The 24,976-nt window shown below is 65.6% G+C and carries 15 protein-coding genes; 8 read left to right on the forward strand and 7 right to left on the reverse strand.

Annotated features, from left to right (window positions below; genetic code table 11):
* Window positions 1-72: 72 nt before the first annotated feature.
* The 7 genes from HR9077_RS19920 to HR9077_RS19950 form a co-directional block, all read right to left on the reverse strand.
* Window positions 73-663, reverse strand: coding sequence for a PRC-barrel domain-containing protein (locus tag HR9077_RS19920; RefSeq protein ID WP_136069046.1), 591 nt, complete (start codon window positions 661-663; stop codon window positions 73-75).
* Between the two features lie 218 nt (window positions 664-881).
* Window positions 882-3,995 (reverse strand): cellulose binding domain-containing protein, encoded by a 3,114-nt coding sequence (locus HR9077_RS19925; RefSeq protein ID WP_136069047.1) that lies wholly within the window; start codon window positions 3,993-3,995, stop codon window positions 882-884.
* Between the two features lie 392 nt (window positions 3,996-4,387).
* Window positions 4,388-6,391: a Fe(3+)-hydroxamate ABC transporter permease FhuB gene (gene fhuB, locus HR9077_RS19930; protein WP_136069048.1), complete on the reverse strand. Its 2,004-nt coding sequence runs from the start codon at window positions 6,389-6,391 to the stop codon at window positions 4,388-4,390.
* Window positions 6,388-7,389, reverse strand: coding sequence for an ABC transporter substrate-binding protein (locus HR9077_RS19935; protein WP_244613380.1), 1,002 nt, complete (start codon window positions 7,387-7,389; stop codon window positions 6,388-6,390). The genes fhuB and HR9077_RS19935 overlap by 4 nt, the downstream gene beginning before the upstream one ends.
* Before the next feature lie 162 nt (window positions 7,390-7,551).
* Complete coding sequence (locus tag HR9077_RS19940) at window positions 7,552-9,333, reverse strand: IucA/IucC family protein (RefSeq protein WP_168381003.1); 1,782 nt, start codon at window positions 9,331-9,333, stop codon at window positions 7,552-7,554.
* A 228-nt stretch (window positions 9,334-9,561) separates the two neighbouring features.
* Window positions 9,562-10,299, reverse strand: coding sequence for a 4'-phosphopantetheinyl transferase family protein (locus HR9077_RS19945; protein WP_136069050.1), 738 nt, complete (start codon window positions 10,297-10,299; stop codon window positions 9,562-9,564).
* A gap of 4 nt (window positions 10,300-10,303) precedes the next feature.
* Complete coding sequence (locus tag HR9077_RS19950; RefSeq protein ID WP_244613381.1) at window positions 10,304-10,927, reverse strand: hypothetical protein; 624 nt, start codon at window positions 10,925-10,927, stop codon at window positions 10,304-10,306.
* 293 nt (window positions 10,928-11,220) lie between these two features.
* On the opposite strand from HR9077_RS19950, the gene HR9077_RS19955 reads away from it, so the two are divergent.
* The 8 genes from HR9077_RS19955 to HR9077_RS19990 form a co-directional block, all read left to right on the forward strand.
* A complete protein-coding gene (locus HR9077_RS19955) occupies window positions 11,221-11,730 on the forward strand; it encodes an RNA polymerase factor sigma-70 (protein WP_210725983.1) in 510 nt (169 codons plus the stop codon).
* Window positions 11,731-11,821: 91 nt separating this feature from the next.
* The gene (locus HR9077_RS19960; protein WP_136069052.1) at window positions 11,822-12,022 is read left to right on the forward strand and encodes a FecR/PupR family sigma factor regulator; all 201 of its coding nucleotides are present in this window, start codon (window positions 11,822-11,824) and stop codon (window positions 12,020-12,022) included.
* A gap of 140 nt (window positions 12,023-12,162) precedes the next feature.
* The gene (locus tag HR9077_RS19965; RefSeq protein ID WP_280178456.1) at window positions 12,163-12,408 is read left to right on the forward strand and encodes an MbtH family protein; all 246 of its coding nucleotides are present in this window, start codon (window positions 12,163-12,165) and stop codon (window positions 12,406-12,408) included.
* Window positions 12,398-13,144, forward strand: coding sequence for a thioesterase II family protein (locus HR9077_RS19970; protein ID WP_136069053.1), 747 nt, complete (start codon window positions 12,398-12,400; stop codon window positions 13,142-13,144). The genes HR9077_RS19965 and HR9077_RS19970 overlap by 11 nt, the downstream gene beginning before the upstream one ends.
* Window positions 13,122-13,841 (forward strand): 4'-phosphopantetheinyl transferase family protein, encoded by a 720-nt coding sequence (locus HR9077_RS19975; protein WP_168381004.1) that lies wholly within the window; start codon window positions 13,122-13,124, stop codon window positions 13,839-13,841. The genes HR9077_RS19970 and HR9077_RS19975 overlap by 23 nt, the downstream gene beginning before the upstream one ends.
* Window positions 13,834-14,841, forward strand: a complete 1,008-nt coding sequence (locus tag HR9077_RS19980; protein ID WP_136069055.1) for a TauD/TfdA family dioxygenase — start codon at window positions 13,834-13,836, stop codon at window positions 14,839-14,841. The genes HR9077_RS19975 and HR9077_RS19980 overlap by 8 nt, the downstream gene beginning before the upstream one ends.
* A 37-nt stretch (window positions 14,842-14,878) precedes the next feature.
* The gene (locus tag HR9077_RS19985; RefSeq protein WP_168381005.1) at window positions 14,879-24,700 is read left to right on the forward strand and encodes a non-ribosomal peptide synthetase; all 9,822 of its coding nucleotides are present in this window, start codon (window positions 14,879-14,881) and stop codon (window positions 24,698-24,700) included.
* Between the two features lies 1 nt (window position 24,701).
* Window positions 24,702-24,976, forward strand: a 275-nt coding sequence (locus HR9077_RS19990; RefSeq protein ID WP_168381006.1) for a hypothetical protein, incomplete at its 3' end; no start/stop codon positions are given.

Raw genomic sequence — 24,976 nt, forward strand, 5'->3', positions numbered from 1 at the left:
AAACGATGCCAGCTGGGAGCCATGAAAAAGCCCGGTCATCGACCGGGCTTTTTGACGTTTTACGGCATGCGATCAGTTGTTCTGATTCACGCCTTCCTGGGTTTCGTTGCTGGCCTCTTCGGCAGCCTGCTCGGTCTTGTTGCCGGCCTCGCTAAGGGCGTCGCCGGCCTCCGTCAGGGCGTTGGATGTAGCCGCCTTGGTGCTCTCCCAGGCGCTCTGTGCGGTTTGCTTGGTGTTCTGCCAAGCCTGGCTGGTGGCTTGCTTGGTCTGCGCCCACCAGTCGTTGGTGTACTCGGGCTGCTGGGTGATCTCCTCTTCGGTCAGATCGACGTGCACCCGGTACTCGATGTTCTCCAGATCATTGCCGTTCTGGGTCTCGACGCTGAAATCCCCGGTTCTGATGACATACTGCTTGCTGCCCATGTCGAGCAGGTTGCCGGTGTCGATCACCAGGCCGCTGACCTTCATGTTCTCGTCGAGCAGCACGTCCTCGACATCGCCGATGTCCTCGGAGGGGTTGCTCTTGCTGAAGACGTCGGCGTCGGTCAGCTCGTCTGCGGAATACAGCCCCTGAGGCGCACTCCAGGCCAGTCCGCCGAAGCTCAGCGCCCCGGCGGTCAGGGTCGCGAGAATGGCCTTGTTGAGCGGTTTGCGCGTTGCCATGGTCTGACTCCTTGTACAAATTCCCTTTTGAGTGTCCGGACATCTCGTCCTTTCAGCACATCGCTGAGACATCGGAAGCGTGATGCACGATCGCTGCTGACCGTGGGAAAAGAGACGGTTACTTTCCTTACACCGCCTGGCATTTCGTTACCTCACGCCTACTTCTCAAGATAAGACCTAAACACGCGATTTCAACCGTCGCCGAACGATCCCGTCGGTTACAGCATCAGTCCCTCGGCGCCGTTGACGTTGCCGCCCACCAGCTCGATCGCCATGTCGGTGATGCCGTCGCCGTTGACGTCGGCCTGCAGGGTCTCGCCTTCCAGACGCAGTTCGCCACCCGCGCCGGTGAAGCCCAGGTCGCCGCGCCAGGCGAAGGCCTGGTCGCCGTCGAGCGCCAGGTTGGCGTCGATCGCCGACAGGTCGATGACGTCGCCTTCGGCAAGATCGAAGTCGATGACCCGGTCGGCATCGTGCGGGCCGGACTCGAAGGTCGAGCGGAACACGAAGCTGTCGGCGCCGTCGCCGCCCTCAAGCGTGTCCTGGCCTTCGCCACCGATCAGCCGGTCGGCGCCGTCCCCGCCCGAGAGACTGTCGTCGCCGTCGAAAGCGAACAGCAGGTCGTCGTCGGCACCGCCGGCCAGGGTCATGTCTTCGGGCGCCATTCCGTCGCCGGCGTCGACCCGACCCTCGACACGCACATTGTCCAGCAATGTCCGGTCGGCATCGTAGCTCTTGTAGGAAAAGCGCCATGCCTCGCCAGGCTTCAGGCTGACCGGCTCGTCGTCGCTGACCCGATAATGCCCTTGACCGTCGCTTTCGAGTACTTGCCCGTTCCACAGCGTGTCCAGCCCGCTGGGCAGGTCGAAGGCCAGCGCCACGTCCTCGATCAGCGCCTCGGAGGTATTGGTGACGAAGACTTCGGCCACGTAGCCGGAGTCCCAGGTGCTCATGAAGTTGCTGGTAACCGTGGTCAGTGCATCCGCCGAGGGTGCGCTGCCGGCCTGCAACGCGGAGCGATCCACGTCCAGGGCGTGTCCGTTCAGGGTCAGGGCCTCGGGCAGGATCGTTTCGGGCGCGTAGGCCTTGAACGAGAAGCTAAGGGTGTCGCCGGGGTCCAGCGTTTCATGGGCGCCGGTATAGGCGACGGTATAGCGACCCTCCTCGGCGGTCAGCAGCGAGGCGTTGTAGAGCGTGGTCAGGTCGGCATCCAGGTCGAAGGCGATCTCGGGGTTATCGATCGCCGTCTCGGATGTGTTGGTGATGGTGACCCGCATCACGTAACCGCTCGACCAGCGGTTGGCGGTTTCCAGTTCCAGCGAGAAGGTCGGCGACGGGGACTCGTCCGGTGCCTGCGGTTCGCTCGGTTCAATCGCTTCCGGGGTTTCCGGCGTCGGTATGACGGAGGGGGCCTCGTCGACCGGGGGCGTGCTGGGCTGCGGCTCCTGGGCCGGGGAGTCGTTGGCCAGGATCTCCTCGACGCTGGGAATCGTCACGGCCTCGCCCTGACTGACGTGGCCGCTGCGCAGGTCGAGGGTGATGCCGTCGGCGAAGCGTGCCTGCTCGATGTCGATCAGGGTATCGTCGTCGCCGGGGCCGTCGAATGACCAGCTGCCGTCGTCGTCATGACGGATCTCGTAGTCGCCGAAGGCATGGTCGAACAGCGCGGTATCGAAGCCCGCGCCGCCATCGAGAATGTCATTGCCCCAGCCGTCGCCGCCACGCAGGATGTCGTCGCCGGCACCGCCGGTCAGGCGGTCGTGGCCCAGCCCGCCATCCAGGTAGACGCCGTCGTCGCTGCCCTGGATGACGTCGTCGCGCCGCGAGCCGACCAGGTAGTCGAAGGTGACCTGGTTGGTTGTCATGTCGGTGATCGCACCGAAGCTTTCGCCCCCCTGATTGACCCATAGCGAGGTGGACATGCCGTCGTTCCCGGCGGTGCGGATCGACTGGCCGACGTGCACGGTGTTGCCGTGGTCCTGGCCACCGTGGAAGTTGATGTCGCGGTCGGTGGCGGTGATCTCGATCTCGTTGCCCACCGAGGAGCGCCAGGAAGCGAACAGCACGCTATGGCGCATGCCGGAGTCTTCCAGATTGGTCAGCACGCCGTCGTAGCTTTCGCGCAGTTCATAGGCGTAGCCGATGCCGCCGCTGCCCTTGTTGAAACTGCCGTGGGCGGCCAGCGAATCGGCGTGCAGGTCCAGCGCCAGGGCGAACTCGAACGCGGTCCCCGGGCCGTTGATGACCTGGATGTCGCTGAGCTCGCTGCCCACGGTGCCATTGAGCTTGATCGCCTGGTAGTCCTTGAACTGCGACAACGTATTGGAGAACTTGCCGGGATCCGGTTCGCCGAGTTCGTAACCGACGCTGAAGCCCGACAGGGTCACGTTCTCCAGTGCATCGAACTGCTCTATCTTGGCTTCGCCGCCCGCGAAGTCGAAATGCGCACCGCGGTCCAGGGTGACCGTATCGCCATCGACGGCAACGATCTTGGCCATGCTGGTGCGCAGCGGGGCATTGCTCTTCTGCCAGGAGCTGTCGCCGATCGCATCGAAGTAGGCCTGGTCGTTGTCCTGCCAGATGCGCACGGTGTCGCCCACCGCGAGGCCATGCCCGTCGGCCAGGGTCAGCGTATCGCTGCCCTCGGCGACGTCGGCCTGCAGCTTGCCGGCATAATGGGTCGCGGCGCTCTCCACCAGAAAGCCAGTGTCGCTGTCGTTGGCCAGTGCTTCGTCGGTGAAGGTGATGCGTGTCTCGCCGGAACCGGCGCCGACCAGCGCGATGTCGGAGCGTTCGATGGCGATCGAGTCGTCGAAGCGGTAGTCGCCGGCCGCCAGGTGAATGATCGCGCCTTCGGGGGCGCCGTCGATCAATGTCTGCAGCGCCTGGGCGCTGATACCGCTGTCGACGCTGACGCTGTTGCCGACGAAGTCATAGTCGTCCGGCATGGCGACGGGGCTATCGGGCGTCGCGTCCGCGTCCGGAGTCTCGATGCCCGGCGCCGGGGGGGTGGTGACGTCACCCGTGGCGAGTGACTCGCCGTTGAGCGTGAAGTTGGCGGGTTGCTCGTTACCCTCGGTGGCCACCTTGAACTTGAAGCGAACGGTTTCCCCGGGGGCGATGTCGCTGTCGTTGCCGCTTTCGCCGACGACATAGCGATCCCCCGCATGAGAAACGATCGAAGCGCTCCAGATGTCGGTGATCGTGCCGGGCAGGTCGAAACCGAACTGATAGTCGGCGATAGGATCGCTGCCCGAGTTGGTGATGAACACCTCGTAGACGGCGCCGCCGTTCCATTCGCTGCTGAGTTTGAAGTCGATCGATGCGCGCATGGGGTCACCTGCTCTGAATGAATGTCTCGAGCGCCGGGCATCGTTGCAAGACGCAACCGGCGGCGATGGTCGTGGCTAGCGAGAGGCACTGTCGCGGTTGGCTGAGAAAGGCCAGAAAGATGCTGCGACAGGGGCAATCCTTCGCCCGGAAGACATCCATGAGTCAGGTCATCTAGCGACCGAACAGGTTATCGGCTTGTATGAGTGCGTCCTTAGTGATGAAAAGCGCATGTTTCATGCGTCATTTCTGGCCCGTGACGTCCCGGGCCGATGACCGGGCAGGTACGCAGGCGATGCATGGCGTGAGGGAAAGCGAGATGACGCGCGCAGTGCTCCGCCAGGCCGCTGAGGGGCCTGCCGTGACCGGGTAGAGGGGGCTTGCGGTCACGCGACTAGAGCCGGCGCAGGCCCCACATGAAGTAGGCGCCGCCGAGCAGGGTGGCGACCAGTCCGGCGGGGATCTCCTGGGGGAACAGCAACTGGCGGCCCACCCAGTCGGCGAGGACCATCAGCAGCGCGCCGATCAGGGTGGCGCCGAGCAGGTGATCGCGGGCGCGCTTGAAGCCCATCAGTCGCGCCATGTGCGGGGCCAGCAGGCCGACGAAGGAGAGCGGGCCGACCACCAGGGTGGCGCAGGCGGTGAGCAGTGCCACCAACCCCAGCAGCAACAGCCGGGCGCGGGCGACGTCGACGCCCAGCGCCTGGGCGGTGGGCGCGCCGAGCGGCAGCAGGTCGAGCCAGCGGGCGAACGGCGTGGCGACGATCGCCAGCACCACCGCCAGGCCCAGCACGATGATCGCCACGGGGGCGTCGAGGTAGTAGGTCGAACCGGACATCCAGGCGATGATCTGCTGGCCGCGCGGGTCGCCGCCGGCGAGGATGAAGCTGCGCACGGCGTCGAACAGGGCGGTGATCGCCACCCCGGTGAGCAGCAGCTGCTCGGGCTGGAAGCCGTTGCGGCGATTGAGCGCGACCAGAACGGCCAGCGTGACCAGTGCCGACAGTGTGCCCACGCCGATCAGCCCCGGGTAGCCGATGCCGGGGACCAGCAGCAGGGCGATGACCAGGCCGATCGCCGTGCCGCCGCTGATGCCCAGCACTTCCGGGCTGGCCATGGGATTGCCGGTGACCCGCTGGATCAGCGTGCCGGCGAGCGCCAGCAGCACGCCCGCGGCGCCGGCGGCGAGCAGCCGTGGCCAGCGCCATGGCAATGTCGACCAGTCGCCGCTGACCAGCGGCGACTGCCAGCCATCGGCGCCCTGGCCGACCAGCAGGCTCAGCCCGGTGGCCAGCACCAGCGCCGCGGCGAGCACACCGGCCAGCCAGCCAGTGGTGCCGCGGGCCCGAGGCGTTTCGCCGACATCGACCCGGGGGTGCTGGCCGCCCAGATGCAGGCGGCGGATCAGCCACAGCAGCAACGGCGCGCCCAGCGCCGCGGTGGTGGCGCCGGTGGGAATCAGTGTCGGCAGCTTGCCGGAGAAGCGCTGCAGCAGCAGATCGGTGGCGGTCAGCAGCAGCGCCCCGAGCAGCGTCGCCCAGAGCAGTCTCGCACCCAGCCGCCGCGCGCCCAGCAGCCGGGCGATGGCCGGTGCGGCCAGGCCGATGAAGCCGACCACCCCGACCACGCTGACCACGCAGGCGGTGATGAAGACCGCCAGGCTCAGGCTGACCAGGCGCATCTGCTTGAGCGAGACGCCCAGGCTGCGTGCGTTGGCGTCGTCGAGCTCGAGAATCGTCAATGGCTTGATGAGTGCCAGTGCCAGCAGGGCGGCGACCGTCAGCCGCGGCAGCAGGTAAGCCACGCCGTCCCAGTTGTTCTGCGCCAGCGAGCCGGCCCCCCAGATCATCAGGCCCTTGAGCGCCTCCTGGTTGAACAGCAGCAGTACCACGCTCAGCGCGCCGAAGTAGAGATTGACCACCAGCCCGGCGAGTATCACCACCATCGGCGTCAGGCCGCGTCGCCAGGCCAGCGCGAAGACCAGCCCCATGGCCAGCCCGCCGCCGACCAGCGCGACCCACTCGCGACCCAGCACCAGCAGCCCCGGGGCGAACAGCGTCGCCAGCAGCAGTGCCAGGTTGGCGCCGCTGGCGACCCCCAGGGTAGTGGGCGCGGCCAATGGGTTGCGCAGCACCTGCTGCATCAGTACCCCGGCCAGCGCCAGCCCGCCACCGGCCAGCAGGGCGATTCCCAGCCGCGGCCAGAAGCTGTAATGCGCGACCCATTGGCCGATCCGAGCCTCGCGGGGGGCGAACAGGCCCTGCAGGGCATCATTCAGGCCCATCTGGGCATCCACCGTCAGCCACGCCAGCGCCAAAGTCAGCACGGCGAAGGCGGCGCAGGCGCGGCCCGGGGTCAGCCAGCGGCGCCGTGCGACGTGAGCGGTGGTCGCGGTCATGGCGTATCGTCCTCTTCACCCTGCTCGGCCGCACGCAGCGCGTCGGCCAGCTGCTCGGCGAAGCGCTGCGCCGAGAGCAGCCCGCCGAAGCTCCATACCGGCGGCAGGGTCACGACCCGGTCGTTGCGGACCGGCTCGAGATGGCGCCATAGCCCGTTGTCGGCCAGTGCCGCTTCGACGCCGACCGGCAGCGGCTCGACCACCACCAGGCGCGCGTCGATGCCCGCCAGCGCTTCCAGGCCGACCAGCGAGAAACCCCAGCTGTTGGTGGTGCCGGTCCAGGCGTTGTCGAGCCCCAGCCGCTCGAGCACCGCCTGGTAGAGGGAGTGCTCGCCGAAGATGCGCACGTGGCGTTCATCCATGAACTGGACCATCAGCAGCGGCCGCTCGATCGGTGGCAGCGTGTCGGCCAACGCGTCGATGTGCGTCTGGGTGTCGTCGATCAGCCGCTCGGCGGCACGGGGGCGCCCCGCGAGTTCGGCGATCTCGCGGGTCGCGGCCAGCAGGTTGGGCCATAGCGGGCCCTCGCGATTGTAGAGACTTACCGTCGATACCGGCGCGATCCTCGACAGGCGCGATTCCAGCGAGGCGAACATCGGCGAGATCAGGATGCGCTCGGGGGCCAGGTCGGCGAGCAGTTCGAGATTGGGCTGGGCGCGCAGCCCCAGGTCGGCCACCGGGCCGGGCAGCTCGGGGGCGCCGACCCAGTCGCGGTAGGCGTCGGTCTGGGCGACGCCCAGCGGCGTCACGCCGAGTCCCAGCAGGGTTTCGGCGATGGTCCAGTCGATGGTCACCAGGCGTGGCGGGGTGCCGCCCAGCGGGGTGCCGCCCAGCGGGGTGCCGCCCAGCGGAATGCCGCCCAGCGGAATGCCGCCCAGCGGAGTGCCGCCCAAAGCCTCGGCGATTGCCGGCCGCGCCAGCAGCGACAGGCTGAACAGGACCAGCAGCAATACTGCGGCGCGCGATGAAAGGGGACGGGTCAGTCGGGCTGATGACACTCGGGTTCCACGGCCGGTTCGAAGGTCGGGGCTCAATGCAGCACGGCGATCGGGTGGCCGCCGCCGGGGCGGGCCAGTACCCCGGGTCGCTGAGGGTATATCGAATACGAATTGTTATCAATGTTCGCCGGCGTACACGGCGGACGCCGCCGTGTACGCACGTTACGCATGAAGGCCCAGGTGCAACGGCTGGTCGAGTGCGTCGTCGTCGGCGACCAGCGGGTTGATGAGCGGGCGGTAGTGGCCGCCCGGCGTGGCTCCGCCGGTGCTTTCCAGGCGGCCGAAGAGGTTGTTCTCGACCTCGAGGGTCGCGGCGCCGAGCACATGCTCGAGGCAATCGGTGTCGCCGCTCAGGCGCAGGCGCAGGGCATCGAGGTGATCGCGCAGGTCGGCGAGCAGCAGGGACTCCTCGACAAGGCGATCGGCGGCCAGTGCGCCGGTCACCGCAAGGGTCGCGTCGACCAGCAGATGGCCGGGGAAACGGCGGCGCACGGTTTCCCGGTCCCAGAGACACTCGGGGGGCGCATCGATCCGCTCGAAATGCCGGGCGAGAAAGTGCGGGGTGACGCCTCGGCCCCGGCCGTCGCGGTAGTACATGCCCACCGGCCAGCCGCCGTCGAGGCGCAGGACGATGCTCAGCCGGTCGGCGAGCAGGACGACGCCATCCTCCACCAGCAGGCCGAACAGCGGTGTGAGCACTTGCTCGCAGTAGGCGGCAAACCAGCCCCGGGCGGTCGCGGCGAGCGTCTCGCCGTGATGGCTGGCGATCTCCACCAGGCGTGCGCCGAGCAGGCTGAGGCCGGCCTGGTCGACAGGCTGCTGGACGAGCGCGGCGAGGACCGGCATCTCGCTATCCGCGGCATCGACCAGCGGGTTCTCGCGGAGCACCGCCAGGCTTTCCGGGTCGGTGTCGCCGCAGGCGTCGCGCCAGCCCAGCCAGGCGGGCTCCTGCATGACCGCGAAACCCGGGAAGCGTCGGGCGATGTCGAGCTCGCCCAGCCAGGCGTCGAACTGCAGGCCGCGGGCCGCGTCCCCCTCGCTGGGCAGATGCGGGGACCGGCGCGACGACAGCGCCCCCTTGACCATCCACGGCGCGCCGGTGGCGTAGAGCACGTGGGGCGAGGAGGTGGGGTGCCACTCGGCCTCGCTCTCGCCCAGCCACACCAGCCGGCAGTCGTCCTCCATGGCGCGCACGCAGGGTTGCCGACGCAGGTGCCTGGCCTGCCAGGGGTGCATGGGCAGCGGGGTGAACCCGGCGGGCAGGTCGCCGGCCAGCGCCTCGGGCAACAGCGCGCGGGCCAGTTCCCCGGCGGCGCGCGGGCGGCTGGACGCCGACGCCAGCGCGCGCGGCGCCACCGCCCACCAGGCCAGCGTCACCCGGGCGCCCTGCCCGGTGCCCTGGCACCGTGGCGGCTCGACATCGGACGGTACGCCGGTTCCGGATGTCGGATGGAAGGCCTGGTCGGCCAGCAGGCCCTGCTCGGCCTCGACAAAGGTGAGCGGGCCGAACTGGAGATGGGCGAGATCGTCACGCTCGGCGAGGCTGTCCAGGATCCGGGCATGGCTTTCGAGCATCCATTGACGCAGCGTCTCGCGCCGGCCGGCGACGCAAGGGGCGAGCAGCGCGGGGCTTTCCAGCACGCGCTCGAGCAGCGTGGCGAAATCCAGCGGTCGTGGCGCGGCACCGTCGCGGGCACAGAAATAGGCGGGCCACAGGAAGCGACACTCACCGCTGGCGCTGATGTGGCGCAAGCGCAGCCAGAGTACGCCCGCCGACACCGGCAGCCGGATGACCGGCCCGCCGGGACTCTGCAGGTGCTGCCAGCGCCGGGTCTCGCGCAGCAGAGCGTTGCACAGGCAACTGGCCGGCAGGTCGTTGGCGGCATCGGTGTGCCAGCCGGCGATGGTACTCGGGACGATGGCTGCAAATCGTGGATGAATCATCGCGGGCTCCTGAGAGGGCGTCCAGTCGCTTCGCGCAGGCAACGGGAATATGTGGATGCCGAGTCCAGTTTCTTGGGGTGGCAACGGCGGCAGCATAGGATCGTTGCTAATATTTATCAAATACTAATAAGAACTATTTTTATTAAAGGCGATGGTCAAGGAGCGCGATGCTCTGAAATATCATTGGTGGCCTAATTGGCGGAGGCAGGTCCGAGCTGGGGCGCCGAATCAGGCGGGAATGGCGACCAGGCTGAGCAGATAAGGCGCGAGGTGGGCGTAGTGACCGGCAAGCGAGCGACCGGCGGGCCATGCGTCGCTCAAGGACGTTCTCAGTGTCAGCGTGGCGCTGAGGCGTCCGGCGTCCCAGTCGGTGAGTTCGGCGTCCTGGAAATAGAAGCGCACGCCGACCAGCGGAAACAGCGCCTTGAACAGGCTCTCCTTGAGCGAGAACGCCAGCGTGACGAACTCGCCGCGCTGTTCCCGGGGCAGGGTATCGAACCAGTGGCGCTCATCGGGCGTGAGGATCTGAGGGCCGAGACGCGCTGCGCGAGCCTCGTCGAGCAGCGTCTCGGCGTCCTGGCCGAGGCCCCGCCAACGCTCCGTTCCGGCCACCAGCGCGGCGGCGAGATCGCCGCTGTGGGTGATCGAGCCGACCGTTCCCGCCGGCCAGCACGGCGCCCTGTCGGCGCCGATCGCCGGGACACAGGGCTCGCCGCTCAGCGCGTTCAACGCCTCGCGGGCGCACAGCCGGCCGGCGAGGAATTCGAGCTGGCGCTTGGGCGCGGCGCTACGCAACGCTTCGGGGGGCGTCACTGCGGCGTGGGACCAGGCCTCGGGCGTGAACGCCACCCTGTCGTAGCGCAGCGCCAGCCAGCGGGCGCCGGGCAGCGTCTCGGCCCAGGGCCAGGCGGTCAGCCAGGGCCCGCAACTGACGGGCAGGCGGGTGGCGGGCGGTGCCGCGGTCATCCGCTCAACGATCGACGAGGGCGGCGTCCAGCTCGACCGGGATCTCGTCGCCGATCTCCTCGTAGCCGAGCAACAGCAGGATGCCGCGGGCGTTCTGGTTGGCCATCAGCGCGCTACCGTCAATGGCGACCCGCTCGGCATTGCGCAGTCGGATGGCATCGCTCGACTCGCGGGTGAAGCGCACCTGCAACGGCTCCTGGCGGCGCTCGCCGTTGCTCTGCACCTCCAGCGTCACCGTGTCGGTCAGCGACTCGCCGATGGCCAGGGCATCGAGACGCTGCGCGGGGAAGTGAGCGGTCACTGTGGCCAGCGGTGCGTCGGTCAGGCCGGAGAGCCATGACGGCATCTGGCCCAGACGCTCGGCGATATCGGTCTGGTCGAGACGCAGCGGCACGCGCAGGGTGCCCGCGTCGCTGAGTTCGCCCTGCAGGCGGCTGACCCGGTGGGTATGCGGCAGCGGCCCGTCGGGGGTGACCTCGACGATGGTGGCGGTCACCTGGGACCGGGCCGGGTCGAGCTGCCAGGCGGCGTGCGCCGCCTGGCTCAATCCGGCACCGAGCGGGGCGAGCAGCATGGCCATGGTCAGGCGGCGAAGGCGTCCGCCGGCTAGCGCGAATCGAACGTCCATGTCGTGTCCTCACGGTGGATGGGCCTTGGAGAGAATAGCAGCCGGGCGCTGATCCCGGCCATCGCCACCGGCCATCATACGCGTGTGCTGTATCGGGCCCATGGCTCGGCGGGCAGGGCCCATGACCCGTTAGCTGATCCGTATTACCGGAATATTCGCGCAGGGTCGCCAAGCAGATCACCCCGATGGGGCAGCGGATGCAGGCGCGTCTGTTTTTCACCACTTGCGCTATGAATGATAACGTTTATCGTTACCATCGGTACTTAGATCCCCTCGAGGCAGGAGGCCGAACAGTGGATGCACATGAATGGAAAGCCGAGATAGAGGATATCTTCGCCAACCACAGGCCGCGGCTTTGCTACCTGGCAGCAAGCATCCTGGGCCAGGATCAGGCAGACGATGTCGTGCAGGATGCCTATCTCAAGATTTCACAGGTGCAATCCGCCTTCGCCATCAACCAACCGCTGGCCTATGCCTGTCGCGTGGTGCGCAACCTGGCGATCGACCGGCAGCGGCGCTGCCAGTTCGAGTCGACCCTGTTCAGGGCAGAGGAGCAGGGCGCGGCGGTGGCCGCGCCGACCGGCTCGCCTGAGTCGATCGAGATCGATCGCCAGGCGATGGAGCGGGTCGTGCGGGCGCTGGACGAATTGCCCGATCGCACGCGTCGGGCCTTCGAGCTGTATCGCATGGGCGGGCACACCCAGCGTGAAGTGGCCGAGCAGCTGGGGGTATCGACCACACTGGTCAACTTCATGATTCGCGATGCGCTCAGTCACTGCCGGGATTCGTTGCAGGCCGGTTGATTCCTGCCGGCTCATTCCCGGCCGCCGTTTTGTTACGATGGTGTAAAGCCCGTGGGCAGGGCCGCAACCTTGGCGAGGCATGACGGCGACAATGAACGATGACGATAATGATGCTTGGCAGACGGCGCTGGGCTGGCTCATGCGTCAGCATGACGGCGACCTGGACGAGGCAGGGCGCCAGGCGCTGCATGCCTGGCTCGCGGACTCCCCCGCGAACCGTGCGGCGTATCGAGAGGCCGAGCGGCTATGGACGCTGACCGGGCTGATCCCGCCCGCGGATGAGCGCCACTGACATTTCCCTGCCCCACCTGAGCTTCCCCCCGGCGATCTCCTTGGGCTGATCGCTAAATTCTTACCCGCCTCACCCGTCATTTGAAATGAGAAGCAATCACATTCGCTTCTTTGCGTTCATGCGATGACGAGGTGAGCATCATGACAAGCTGTTTCGATCGCGAGGGCGAGACCTTCCGCGTCCTGGTCAACCACGAAGAGCAGTATTCCCTGTGGCCCGAATGGAAGGCGATTCCCGAGGGCTGGGCGGATACCGGCGTGCTCGGCGACAAGGCGACCTGCCTCGACTACGTGGACAAGACCTGGACCGACATGCGGCCGCTCTCGCTACGCCAGTGGATGGACGAGCAGGCCGCCGCCGAGGCGGAGCAGGTGAATGCAGGCTGAGCCGCTGACGCTGTTCTGCCTGCCCTGTGCCGGGGCCAGCGCCACGATGTATCTACGCTGGAAGGCCCGCCTGCCGAGCTGGATAGAGGTGCAGCCCGTCGAGTTGCCAGGACGGGGCACGCGGCTTGCCGAGCCCTGCGTCGAAGACTTCGAACGGCTCGTTTCCCGGCTGTGTAGCGAGCCGCCTGCGCAAGGGGGCATGGGCCCGCGCTATGCGCTGTTCGGCCACAGCATGGGTGCGCTGCTGGCCTATGGCATGGTGCAGCGCCTGCGCGCCGCCGGGGCGCCCCTGCCCCGTGCGCTGCTGGCCTCGGGCAGCCCGGCACCGGCGCGGCGCGATACGCAGGGCCTGCCCGGCAAGCACGACGATGCCGCCCTGATCGCCGACCTGCGCCGGCAGGGCGGTACCCCTGAAGAGGTGTTCGCCAACCCCGAATTGCTGCGCATCACCCTGGATACCCTGGGCGCCGACTATCGGGTATGCGAAAGCTTTGGCTACCGCGAATCGGCTCCCTTGAACATCCCGGTGCATGTCCTGGCCGGGCGTGACGACGCCATCGATCCCGCGTTCATGGCCGCCTGGCAGCAGGAGACCGGCGCCGAGTTCTCGCTGGACTGGTTCGATGGCGGTCACTTCTTCATCCGTCAACAGGAGCGGCAAGTGCTGTCGGCCATCGAGCGGATCCTGTCCGGTCAGCGTGTGGAGGTGCCCGATGCAGCGCCTGTCGCTACCTGAATCGGTCCCCGCGGGGGTCGAGGTCTGGCAGCTGGCGCTCGACCTGGACGCCCCGGCGGCCGCAGACGATTACCGACTGATGAGCGTAGCGGAGCTGCAGCGGGTGCGCCGGCTGCGTAACCCGGCGGATGTGGTGCGTTCGGTGACGACGCGTGCCGGCCTGCGGCGACTGATGGCGTGCCGGATGGGCGTCGCGGCGGACGAGCTGACGTTCACCGAGAACGCCTATGGCAAGCCGCGCCTGGGTAACGGCGATGGGCCGGCGTTCAATGTCTCCCATGCCGGTGAATATGCCCTCATTGCCTTGGCGCCGTGCGGCGAGATCGGCATCGACATCGAGCGTCGCCAGCCCGATGCGGATCTCGCGGCGCTGGTTGCCTGGGTGCTGTCGCCGCGCGAGCAGCGAGACCACGCCAGCGGCAAGGCTGCGCTGCCTTTCATCGAGCGCTGGGTGGTGAAGGAAGCGGCGCTCAAGGCCCTGGGGGTGGGGATCGGCGACCATTTGCAGGCGCTCTCTGTCGCCCCCGCTCCGCCCCGGCGGCACGGTTATCGAATCGACCTCCACCTGTCCATCCCGATACCTGTAACAGCCTGGGCGCTGCACGCGCCAACGGCGTATGTCGCCGCGCTGGCCCATGCGGACCTGCCACCGGGCGGACTTCCAAGCCTCACTTTCCAGGAGACCCATCATGTCTAGCAACCGTGCAACATCAGTGGAATATGCCACGAGGGAGTTCGAACGCCAGGCGCCGGCAGGCTCGGAACTGCCCCATCTGATCACGGCCGATCGTGAAGGACAGCCGCTACTGGATGCGTTCGGCGGATTGCGTGCCGATATCGAGTCGCACGTGGCGCGAGTCGGTGGCGTATTGCTGCGCGGTTTTCAGGTGCCGGCGGTCGAGGATTTCCAGCAATTCGCCGCCGCCTTCGGTCATCCGTTACTGAGTTACGAATTCGCCTCCACGCCTCGCTCGGCGGTTTCCTCGGGGATCTATACCTCGACTGAGTATCCCGCCCACCAGCACATCCCACTGCACAACGAACAGGCCTATACCCGGGAATGGCCGATGAAGATCTGGTTCCACTGCGTCACGGCTGCTCCCGAGGGCGGTGAAACGCCCATTGCCGATAGTCGCGCCATCTACCGCCGCATGCCGGCAGGGATTCGCGAGCGTTTCGAGCCCGGCATTCTCTACGTGCGCAACTACGGCGACTTCGATGTGCCTTGGCAGCAGGTATTCGGCACCGACGATCGCGCCGAGGTCGAGTCATTCTGCCGCCGAGCCGGTATTCGCTGGGAGTGGAAGCCCGATGGCGAACTGCGTACGACACAGCTGTGTCAGGGCATGGAAACCCACCCGGTCACCGGCGAGCGCGTTTGGTTCAACCAGGGACACCTCTTCCATGTCTCCAACCTGCAGCCTGAAGTGCGCGAAAGCCTCGAGGAATTGCTCGATCCCGAAGATATGCCGCGCAACGTCTTCTTCGCCGACGGCAGCCCCATCGATGACGCCATCTTCGATGAGATTCGCGATGTGCTGGCCGAGGAAACGGTGACCTTTCCCTGGCAGTCCGGCGATGTACTGATGCTCGACAACATGCTGGTTGCCCATGCCCGCACGCCGTTCAAGGGGCCACGCAAGGTCGTGGTGGCCATGGCGGAAGGGCATGGAAATCTCGCCAACGACCCTTTGTAACGACTTACCGGCCCTCGGCTTCCCAGCAGGTATCCCCATGAACGCAGGACACATCCCGACACCACGCACTGATCATCCTCGCGACTTTATCGAGCACCTCGGCAGGCTGGCCACAGAGAGGCCCGCCGACAGGGCCCTGATCGTGGTCAACGCGCAGGGCGAGACCACCCTGGACTACGCCACCCTCGAGCGGCGCTCTCGGGCCCTGGCCGCCGAGCTGCAGGAGCGCTTCGCGCCAGGCGAGCGGGCCCTGATACTGCTCGATAACGATCAGCACTATGTGGTGGCATTCTTCGCCTGCCTCCATGCCGGCGTCATTGCCGTGCCGGTCTTTCCGCCGGAGTCGTCGAAACAACAGCACCTGGCGCGCCTGCGCGCCATTGCCGCCGACTCCCGGGCCGCTTGTGTACTCACCTCGACGACGATCATCGAGGTGGTCGCTTCGGCGAGCGAGGGCTTCGGTAGTGCCGAACTGATCGCCGTGGATGGCGTGGACGAGTCTCGCGCCGAATGCTGGGCCGGGCACCGCCCGCACGAAGACGATATCGCCTTCTTGCAATACACCTCGGGCTCCACGGCCGCGCCCAAGGGGGTCATGGTCAGCCACGGTAACCTGATGGCCAACGAAGTCGCCATCGAGACGGGCTTCTCGATCGGCGCCGACGATGTCTTCGTCAGCTGGCTGCCGCTCTACCACGACATGGGGCTGATCGGCGGTCTGTTGCAGCCCATTCATCGCGGTATCCCTGTGGTGTTGATGAGCCCCACCTTCTTTCTGCAGCGGCCGGTTCGCTGGCTGGAGGCGATCTCCCGTCACCGCGGTACCGTCAGCGGTGGCCCCGATTTCGCCTATCGGCTATGTCTCGAACGACTCCGCGACGAGCAGATCGAGACGCTCGACTTGTCCAGTTGGCGGGTGGCGTTCTCGGGCGCCGAGCCGGTACGTCACGCAACCCTCACTGGTTTCATCGAACGCTTCCGCCCGGCCGGCTTTGCCGCTGACACCGCAGCACCCTGCTATGGCTTGGCTGAAGCCACGTTATTGGTTAGCTGTAATTCGCGCGGTACGGGCATGGTGGGCACTGCTTTTTCTCAACAGTCGCTGGCCGAGGGAAAGGCTGCCTCAGCGGTTGAAGGCAACACTCTGGTGGGCTGCGGTACACCGCCACCCGGCCACGCTGTCGATATCGTCGATCCCGAGGGGCTTCACCCGCTGCCCGAAGGTGACGTCGGTGAGATCTGGGTCAATGGACCCAGCGTGGCGCAGGGGTATTGGCAGAACCCTGAAGCCACGGCCAAGACCTTTGTTACCCGTGATGGTGTTAGCTGGCAACGTACCGGTGCTCACGATAGCGACGCTCACGATACCCAGGCAGAAGACCACAACGCCCGAGACGATCGTTGGCTGCGCACCGGCGACCTGGGCTTCCTGCATGACGGGCAGCTGTATGTCGCGGGGCGCATCAAGGATCTAATCATCCTGCGTGGCCATAACGTCTACCCCCAGGACATCGAGTGCGCTATCGAAGCGGAGGTGGAGGCGGTTCGCAAGGGACGAATTGCGGCCTTCGCGGTGACCACCCCCGAAGGCGTCGAGGGGATCGGTGTCGCAGCAGAAGTCTCCCGCGGCATGCAGAAGCTGGCGCCCGCCGAAAAACTGATCGAAGCACTAAGCGAGGCGGTCGGCAACGCCTGTCATGAGCCGCTATCGGTTGCGCTGCTGCTCAACCCCGGCGGGTTGCCGAAGACTTCCAGCGGCAAACTGCAGCGCAGCGCCTGCCGCCAAGGCTGGGAGGCAGGAACGCTGGATGCCTATGCCGTCCATCAATTCGGGAGGTTTGCTGGAGAGGGAGAGTCTCCGCAGGTCGCCGAGACGCCGGAGACTTCAACCGAGCAGGCGTTGGCAATGCTCTGGCGCCAGGTACTGGGGGGTGACGACAGCCGGGCATTGGGACGACAAGCGAATTTTTTTGCCAGCGGCGGCGATTCGCTCTCCGCCGCGCGTCTAGCTGCCGCCATCAGTGAGCGCTGGGGTGTCGAGTTATCACTGCACACGTTGTTCGAGGAGCCGCGACTTTCCGCCATGGCCAAGGCCATCAAAGCGCGTCTGGCGACCGGCTCGGACCAGGCATCGGAACTCATCCCGCGTCTCTCCGATGATCAACGCCACGGCGAGTTACCGTTGTCGGAAGGCCAGCGCAGCTTATGGCTGACATGGCAGCTCGATCCCCAGAGCGCTGGCTACAACATGGCGGGGGCTTTGCATCTCAGGGGTACATTGGAAGTGTCGGCCCTTGGGGTTGCGCTCGTAGCTCTCGTGCAGCGGCATGAGGTTCTGCGCACATACTATCCCATGGACCAGACGGGAGAGCCGGTGCAGCGGCTAGCGGCCAATTGGCGTCCCGAGCTGGAGTACATTGATGTGCCGGGCGATACCGGGAAGGAGCGGGAACTGGCGCTGCATGACGCACTCTCCAGGCTGGCGCTGCAGCCTTTTGCTCTGGATCAAGTACCGCCTTTGACCGTCACACTCTATCGACTGTCCCCGGAACACCACGTACTGGCTGTCGTGCTGCACCATATTGCTGGCGACGGCTGGTCGGTTCAGGTGCTCATCGATGATCTATGCGCGCTTTATGAGGGCGCGTTCACTCAGCGAGAAGTCAAGCTTGCACCACTGCCAGTACAGTTCGCCGATTATGCGGACTGGCAGCAGCGTCAGCAGCAGAGTAGTGAGCGACAGAGACAACTTGCGCACTGGTGTGAACGCCTATCCGGGGACCAGTCCCCTCTGGCGCTGCCTCTTGATCGCCCACGCCAAGCGTTATCTGCCCCCCGTGAAGGACAGCTCCGCTTTACGCTTTCCCGTGAGTTGAGCGAGCAACTACGTAGCCTGGCCCGTGGACGAAGCGTTTCGCTCTACGCCGTGATCTTGGCGCTGTTGAAGCTGACGCTGTATCGCTTTAGCGGTGAGACGGATATCAAGGTAGGGGCTCCAATTGCCCATCGGCATAAAGCCGAGCTCCAGGGCCTGATTGGATATCTTGTCAATGTCGTTGTGCTGCGCACCCGGATCGATCCCACTGGAAATGTCGAACGCCTGCTGGAGGAGGTGAACGGGACTCTCATCGATGCCCAACTACATCAGGATGTTCCCTTCGATCAGTTGGTAGAGGCACTTCAGCTCGAACGGCAACCGGGTGTGCATCCACTGTTCCAGGTGAAGTGTACGCAACAGGAAATGTGGCAGGCGGAACGAAATGTGGCTGGCTTGACCGTCCAAGCCGAACAGATATTGACCGGCATCGCTCACTTCGACCTGAGCCTCGATTTCTGCGATGAGCCTGAGGGAATATCGGGGCTCTTCGCCTATTCGGCAGAGCTATTCGATGCCAACACCATCGAACACTTTTGCCAGGCATTCAGGTTCCTTGCCGATCAGATCGTAGCCGAACCACGGGCTCATATGGCCATGTTATCGCTACCCGAGCCGGTCTCTACGCTGAAAGGAAATCGGCGTGAGTTTTTCTCCCAGGATATCCCTTCTTTACTGTCAAAAGCCGTGGTATCCAATGCCAATGAGGTAGCGGTTGACGACGGGCAAACCCACTATACCTATGCCAGCCTGGATGCTCATGTCCAGCGACTGGCGGTGGCATTAGTCGACCAGGGCGTAGGGCCCGAGGTACCCGTTGGCGTCCATGCCGAGCGCTCGTGCGAGTACGTGCTCGGTATTCTCGCTGTACTCAAAGCGGGTGGGGCCTTTGTGCCGTTGGATCCGCAACTACCAACTGAGCGTTTGGCCTATCAACTGGCTGACAGTGGCGCTCGTTTAATGCTGAGCAGTACGGCTCGCGACTGGAGCGGTGCCGTTCCGGTAATGGAACTGGCGTTTGCCGATGATCTTCCGGCTGCAGTTGAGCACGAACCACCCGTCATCCATCCCCAGCAGACCGCCTATGTGATCTATACCTCCGGCTCCACCGGCCAACCCAAGGGGGTGGCGGTCAGTCACGCTGCCCTGGCCAATTACCTGCAGGGCGTACTGCAAGCGCTGACGCTACCAGAGGATGCCCGCAACATGGCTATGGTGTCGACGGTGGCGGCGGATCTGGGGCATACCGTGCTGTTTGGTGCCTTGTGTACGGGGCGCACACTGCATCTGATACCGCAGGAGTGCGCCTTCGATCCGGATGCGTTCGCCAGTTGCCTGCGTGAACGTCGCATAGATGTCCTCAAGATCGTGCCCAGCCACCTGCGAGCGCTGCTGAGTGCGGCAAACCCGGCAGACGTATTGCCCAGAGAGCGCCTGATTCTCGGCGGGGAGGCCGCCGATTGGGCGCTGGTGGAGCGTATCGCCGAACTCAGTCCGGGATGCCGAGTACTCAACCACTATGGTCCCACCGAAACCACGGTAGGCATCCTGACACAGGAGGCCGAGGCGGCGGATCGGCATGCCGCCACACTGCCGATCGGCACGCCGCTGGCCAACGCCCAGGCGTGGGTGCTCGACCCCTGGCTCAGTCCGGTGCCGAGGGGCGTTGCGGGCGAGCTCTATCTTGGGGGTGTCGGTTTGGCGCAAGGTTATCTGGGCCGCGCCGGGCAAACGGCGGGACGCTTCGTGGCCAACCCGTTCCATGAAGGTGAGCGGCTTTATCGTAGCGGTGACCGGGTGCGTCAATTGGCCGACGGTAGCCTGGAATTCCTCGGTCGCGTGGACGATCAGGTCAAGATCAGGGGCTATCGGGTGGAGCCGAGCGAGATCGCCGCGGTGCTGCGTGATTGGCCGGGCATCGACGACGCCGGGGTCGTCGCACGTGAAAGCGAGGATGGCCGCACGCAGTTGCATGCCTATGTGGTAGCCGAGGCCGGATCCGAGCTCGATCCGTCAGTGCTGCTCGGGCAGCTTGGCGGCCGCTTGCCGGATTACATGGTGCCGGCCGGCATCACCCCGTTGGACGCCCTGCCGCTGACCGCCAACGGCAAGCTGGATCGACAGGCGCTACCGGAACCGGATGCGGCCGGTGGCGTTGAGGCTTTCGAAGCTCCGCAGGGAGACGCGGAGGAGATCTTGGCCGCTGTCTGGGCCGAGGTGATCGGCTGCGAGAAGGTGGGACGCAACGACAACTTCTTCGAACTGGGTGGCGACTCCATCCTCAGCCTGCAGATCGTGGCGCGCTCGCGCAAGCGTGGCTACAAGGTAACGCCCAAGCAGTTGATGGAAGGGCAGACCGTGGCCGCCGTGGCGGCGATGGCCACGCCTCTGGTGGCCACCGCCCCTAAACCAGCGGCTGCGCCCGATAAGGTGGCCTCCTTTGCACTGCTGCCGGTACAGCGCTGGTTCTTCGAGCACTGCGGCGCTGGGCAACACCACTGGAATCAGTCGTTGATGCTGGAAGCAGCCAATGGTGCAGATGCCGCGCCGCTACGGCGTGCCATCGAGGCCGTGGTAGAACACCATGGTGCCTTGCGGTTGCGCTTTGAGCGCATTGGCGATAGCTGGCAACAAGCCTATGGCAAGCTAGCCGATGACCTCTTCGAGCATGTGGACGTAAGCGATCATGCGGATCCGGCGCAGGCCATCACCCAGACCGCCGATGCTGCCCAGCGCAGCCTGAGCCTGGAACGCCCGTTTCGTGCCATCTGGATGGAATTGGCAGGCGATCATGGTGGACGCTTGCTGCTGGTGGCTCACCACCTGGTGGTCGACGGCGTCTCGTGGCGCGTGATTCTCGACGACCTGCAAGCGGCCTACGCGCAGTCAAGTGCAGGAAAGGCCATCGACCTGCCATCCGCTATCACTTCGCTAGAGGAGTGGTCGCGAGTCCTGGCCGACTACGCCATATCGGAGGCGTTGGCTGAGCAGCGCTCCTATTGGGAAGGCCTCGTCAAAGAGCCAGAGCCCAGCCTGCCGTCACGGAACCCTCAGGGCAGCAACACCGTTGCCGACATCGCATCACTTGCTGGCAGCTTGTCTGTCGAGGCGACCACGCAACTGCTGGGCCCGGTACATAAAGCCTACCGTACCCAAGTCGACGATTTGTTGCTGACCGCGCTGTCGAGCGCCCTGTGCCAATGGGCGGAGCGAGACAGCGTGCTGGTCGAGCTGGAAGGCCATGGCCGCGAAGACCTGTTCGATGGTGTTGATCTCAGTCGCAGCGTGGGTTGGTTCACCTCCCTCTACCCGGTTCGCCTGGTGCCGGGCAATGCGGAGCCGGGTTCGAACCTCAAGGCCATCAAGGAGCAACTGCGTCAGGTGCCCGACAAGGGACTCGGCTACGGCGTGCTGCGCTATCTGAAAGAGGCGCCCGCGCTGGCCGGTGGCGCCTATCCCCAGGTCACCTTCAATTATCTGGGCCAGTTGGATCGTACTCTGCCAGGCGATGCGGCCTGGCGGTTCGCCAAAGAGAGCACAGGGCAGCCCCGTGCGCCGCAGAGCGAGCGCCGCACCTGGATCGAGGTGGTGGCCTGGGTTCAGGAAGGCCAACTGCGCTTTGACTGGCAGTACAGCCGTGAGGTTCACGGCGAGGCAACGATGCGTGACTTGCAAGCAAGCTTCCAAGCGCAACTGGAGGCATTGATCGAGCACTGTGACAGCGGCGTTCGTGGTGCTACGCCTTCGGACTTCCCGTTGGCCGAGGTTACGCAAGAGCAACTCGACGACTTGCCCGTTGCCGCCGATCAACTGCTGGATCTTTATCCGCTGTCGCCGTTGCAACAGGGCATGCTGTTCCATGGTCTTTACGACACTCAGGATGATGCCTATCTCAACCAATTGCGGATAGAGATCGAGGGACTGGATGCCGAGCGCTTCAAGGCCGCCTGGCATCAGATGCTGGAGCGCCACGAGATACTGCGCAGCGGCTTTCTGGGACAGGGGGAGACGCCTCTGCAGTGGGTGTCCAAAGCAGTCGACCTTTCGTGGTTCGAGGAGGATTGGCGTAGTCGCACGGATCGGGCGACGGCGCTGGATGCCTTGGCCCTGGAGCAGCGTCGTCCACTGGATCTCACCACGCCACCATTGATGCGTATGGCGCTGGTGCACACCGGGGAGACACGACATCACTTCATTTGGACACGCCATCACCTGTTAGTGGACGGTTGGAGTACCGCGCTGTTGATGGGCGAAGTACTACACCACTATGCGGGTGGGGCGTTGCCTACGGTGGAGGGACGCTATCGCGATTACATCGATTGGCTACAGCGTCGTGATGGAGGTGCCAGCGAAGCCTATTGGCGTGAACAGCTTCTCCATCTGAAGGAACCCACACGACTGGTCAGTGCTCTGCCCGGACCTTCGGTGCCGTGTGAGTCAGCCGGCCCGGGCCATGCCGAGGTTGGTTACACCCTGGACGTGGAAGCCACGAAACGGCTGGAGGCCTTCGCCAAACAGAGCCGGGTGACCCTCAACACCTTGGTGCAGGGAGCTTGGGCATTGTTGCTGTCACGCTATAGCGACCAGCGCAGCATATGCTTCGGTGCCACTGTGGCGGGGCGGCCAGAGGATCTGGCTGGAGCCGAGCAACTCATCGGCCCCTTTATCAATACGCTGCCGGTCATCACGTCTCCACACCCTGAACTGCGCGTTGGGGAGTGGTTACGCAAGCTGCAGGAGCAAAATCTGGCGAGCCGTGAGCACGAGCACACACCGCTCTACGAGATTCAACGCTTGGCGGGTCAGGGTGGTCAGGGATTGTTCGACAGCCTGGTGGTGTTCGAGAACTACCCGGTGGACGAGACATTGCGGCGGGACCTATCGGGTGGATTGAGGTTCGGTGAGGTGGACAGCCGGGAATCGACCCACTACCCGGTGACCCTGGTCGCCTTCCACCAGGCGTCGTTGACGCTGCGTTGTGGCTATGCGCGCTCGCAATTGGACGCCAGCGTTGTCGAGCGCCTGATCCAGCACCTGGTGGGGGCCATGATGCAACTGTGTGAGCCCACCACGCAGGCGGTCGATAAGACGCTCGGTGAAATCGACTGGCTTAGCGAGCCCGAACGACAGCAACTCGCGAGCTGGGGCGAGAACCCCCGGCGTTACCCCGACGTCGAACCGGTGCACCGCCTGTTCGAGCGTCAGGCGATGACCACGCCCGAGGCCACGGCGCTGGTCTTCGAGGATCAGTCCCTGAGCTATGCCGAACTCGATGTCCGCGCCAATCGCTTGGCCCACTACCTGATCGGCCGGGGCGTGCGCCCCGAGACCCGGGTGGGTATCGCCATGGAGCGCTCCATCGAGCTGGTGGTGGGGCTGCTGGGGATCCTCAAGGCCGGTGGCGCCTACGTGCCGCTGGACCCGGACTATCCGGCCGAGCGGCTGGCCTACATGATCGCCGACAGCGGTATTGACCTGCTGTTGACCCAGCAGCATCTGCGTGATGCCTTGCCCGCGACCGAGGGTCTGAGCGTGCTCGCGCTGGACCGGCTGGACCTCGCTCATCAGTCATCGACCAACCCCGGCGTGGCGCTGCACGGCGACCACCTGGCCTATGTGATCTACACCTCGGGCTCCACCGGGCGGCCCAAGGGCGTCGGCGTGAGTCATGGCCCCCTGGCGATGCACCTCCAGGCGGCGGGTGATCGCTATGGCCTGACGCCCGAGGATCGCCTGCTGCAGTTCGCCTCGATCAGTTTCGACGCGGCCGGCGAGCAGTGGCTGTTGCCTCTCTTGGCGGGAGCCGCCCTCGTGCTACCCCAAGGGCGCCATCTGGCACCTGACACCCTGGCGAGCCTGGTGCGCAAGCATGCCGTCAGCGTGTTGTATCTACCACCGGTTTATCTGCGCCACCTCCACCAAAGCCTACGTCCAGGTGCCTTGCCGGTGCGGCTCTGCATCGCCGGCGGTGAAGCCTGGTCCGCAGACGACTTCGACGGGATCCGTCGAACCTGCCAGCCGGAGCGCCTCTTCAACGCCTACGGCCCGGCCGAGACGGTCATTTCGCCCACGTTATGGGCCGAAGAGGATGGTCTCGGGCAGTCGACTCATGTCCCGATCGGCCGACCAGTCGGGGAACGCAAGGCGCTGGTGCTCGATGCCAACCTCAACCTCATGCCCGCGGGTGTGCCGGGCGAGTTGTACCTGGGCGGCGAGGGGCTGGCCCGCGGCTACCTGCAGCGCCCCGGTCTGACGGCGGACCGCTTCATCGCCGATCCGTTCGGCTCGGGCGGACGGCTGTACCGCACCGGCGACCGGGTGCGCTGGCGGGACGACGGCCAGCTCGAGTACCTGGGCCGCCTCGATCATCAGGTGAAGATCCGCGGCCTGCGCATCGAACTGGGCGAGGTCGAGGCGGCACTGCTGGCGCAGCCCGAGGTTCGCGAGGCCGTTGCGGTCGCGCAAGACCACCCTGGTGGCGCGCGACTGGTGGTGTATGTGGTTCCCCAGCCCTCTGTCGACCTTGATACCACGGTTCTGCGCGAGCGACTGGGGCAACGCCTGCCGGACTACATGGTGCCGGGCGTCATGGTCGCGCTGGATGCCCTGCCAGTGAGCCCCAACGGCAAGGTGGACCGGAAGGCCCTGCCCGAGCCGGATCCGGCGAGTGGCGCGTCGTACGAACCGCCGCAAGGCGAGATGGAAGAGGCCCTGGCGTCGATCTGGGCGGACGTGCTGGGCGTCGAGCGGGTGGGGCGCCACGACAGCTTCTTCGAACTCGGTGGGCATTCACTGTCGACGTTGCAGGTGCAGTCCAGGGTCAAGGAGCGTTTCGCCGTACGGATCCCCTTGCGTAGCTACTTCGATCATTCGTCGTTGATGGCGATGAGCGAAGCCATCCGGGAGCAGGTGGATGGCGCGCAGCAAGACGCAGGGGCGCAGTTGGAAAAGATGGCGGCGTTACTGGATGGTCTGGAGAGCTGATATGGAATTCAACAAGCGCACGATCGCCGAGCGCTTCTCGCGTTTGCCGCAAGACAAGCAGGGCGCCTTTCTCGAGGCGTTGCAGCAGCAGGACATCGATTTCACGCAATTGCCGATTGTCGCGCGAGCGGCGCGTGGGGTTTTCCCCTCCTCGTATGCGCAACGGCGGCAGTGGTTCCTGTGGCGTCTGGATCCGGACAGCAGTGCCTACCATATCACCGGGGCCCTGACGTTGACGGGCGCTCTTTCCCCCGCGGCCTTGCGGGACAGTTTCGA

This window comes from Modicisalibacter radicis (genome assembly GCF_900961225.1).
GTDB lineage: Bacteria > Pseudomonadota > Gammaproteobacteria > Pseudomonadales > Halomonadaceae > Modicisalibacter.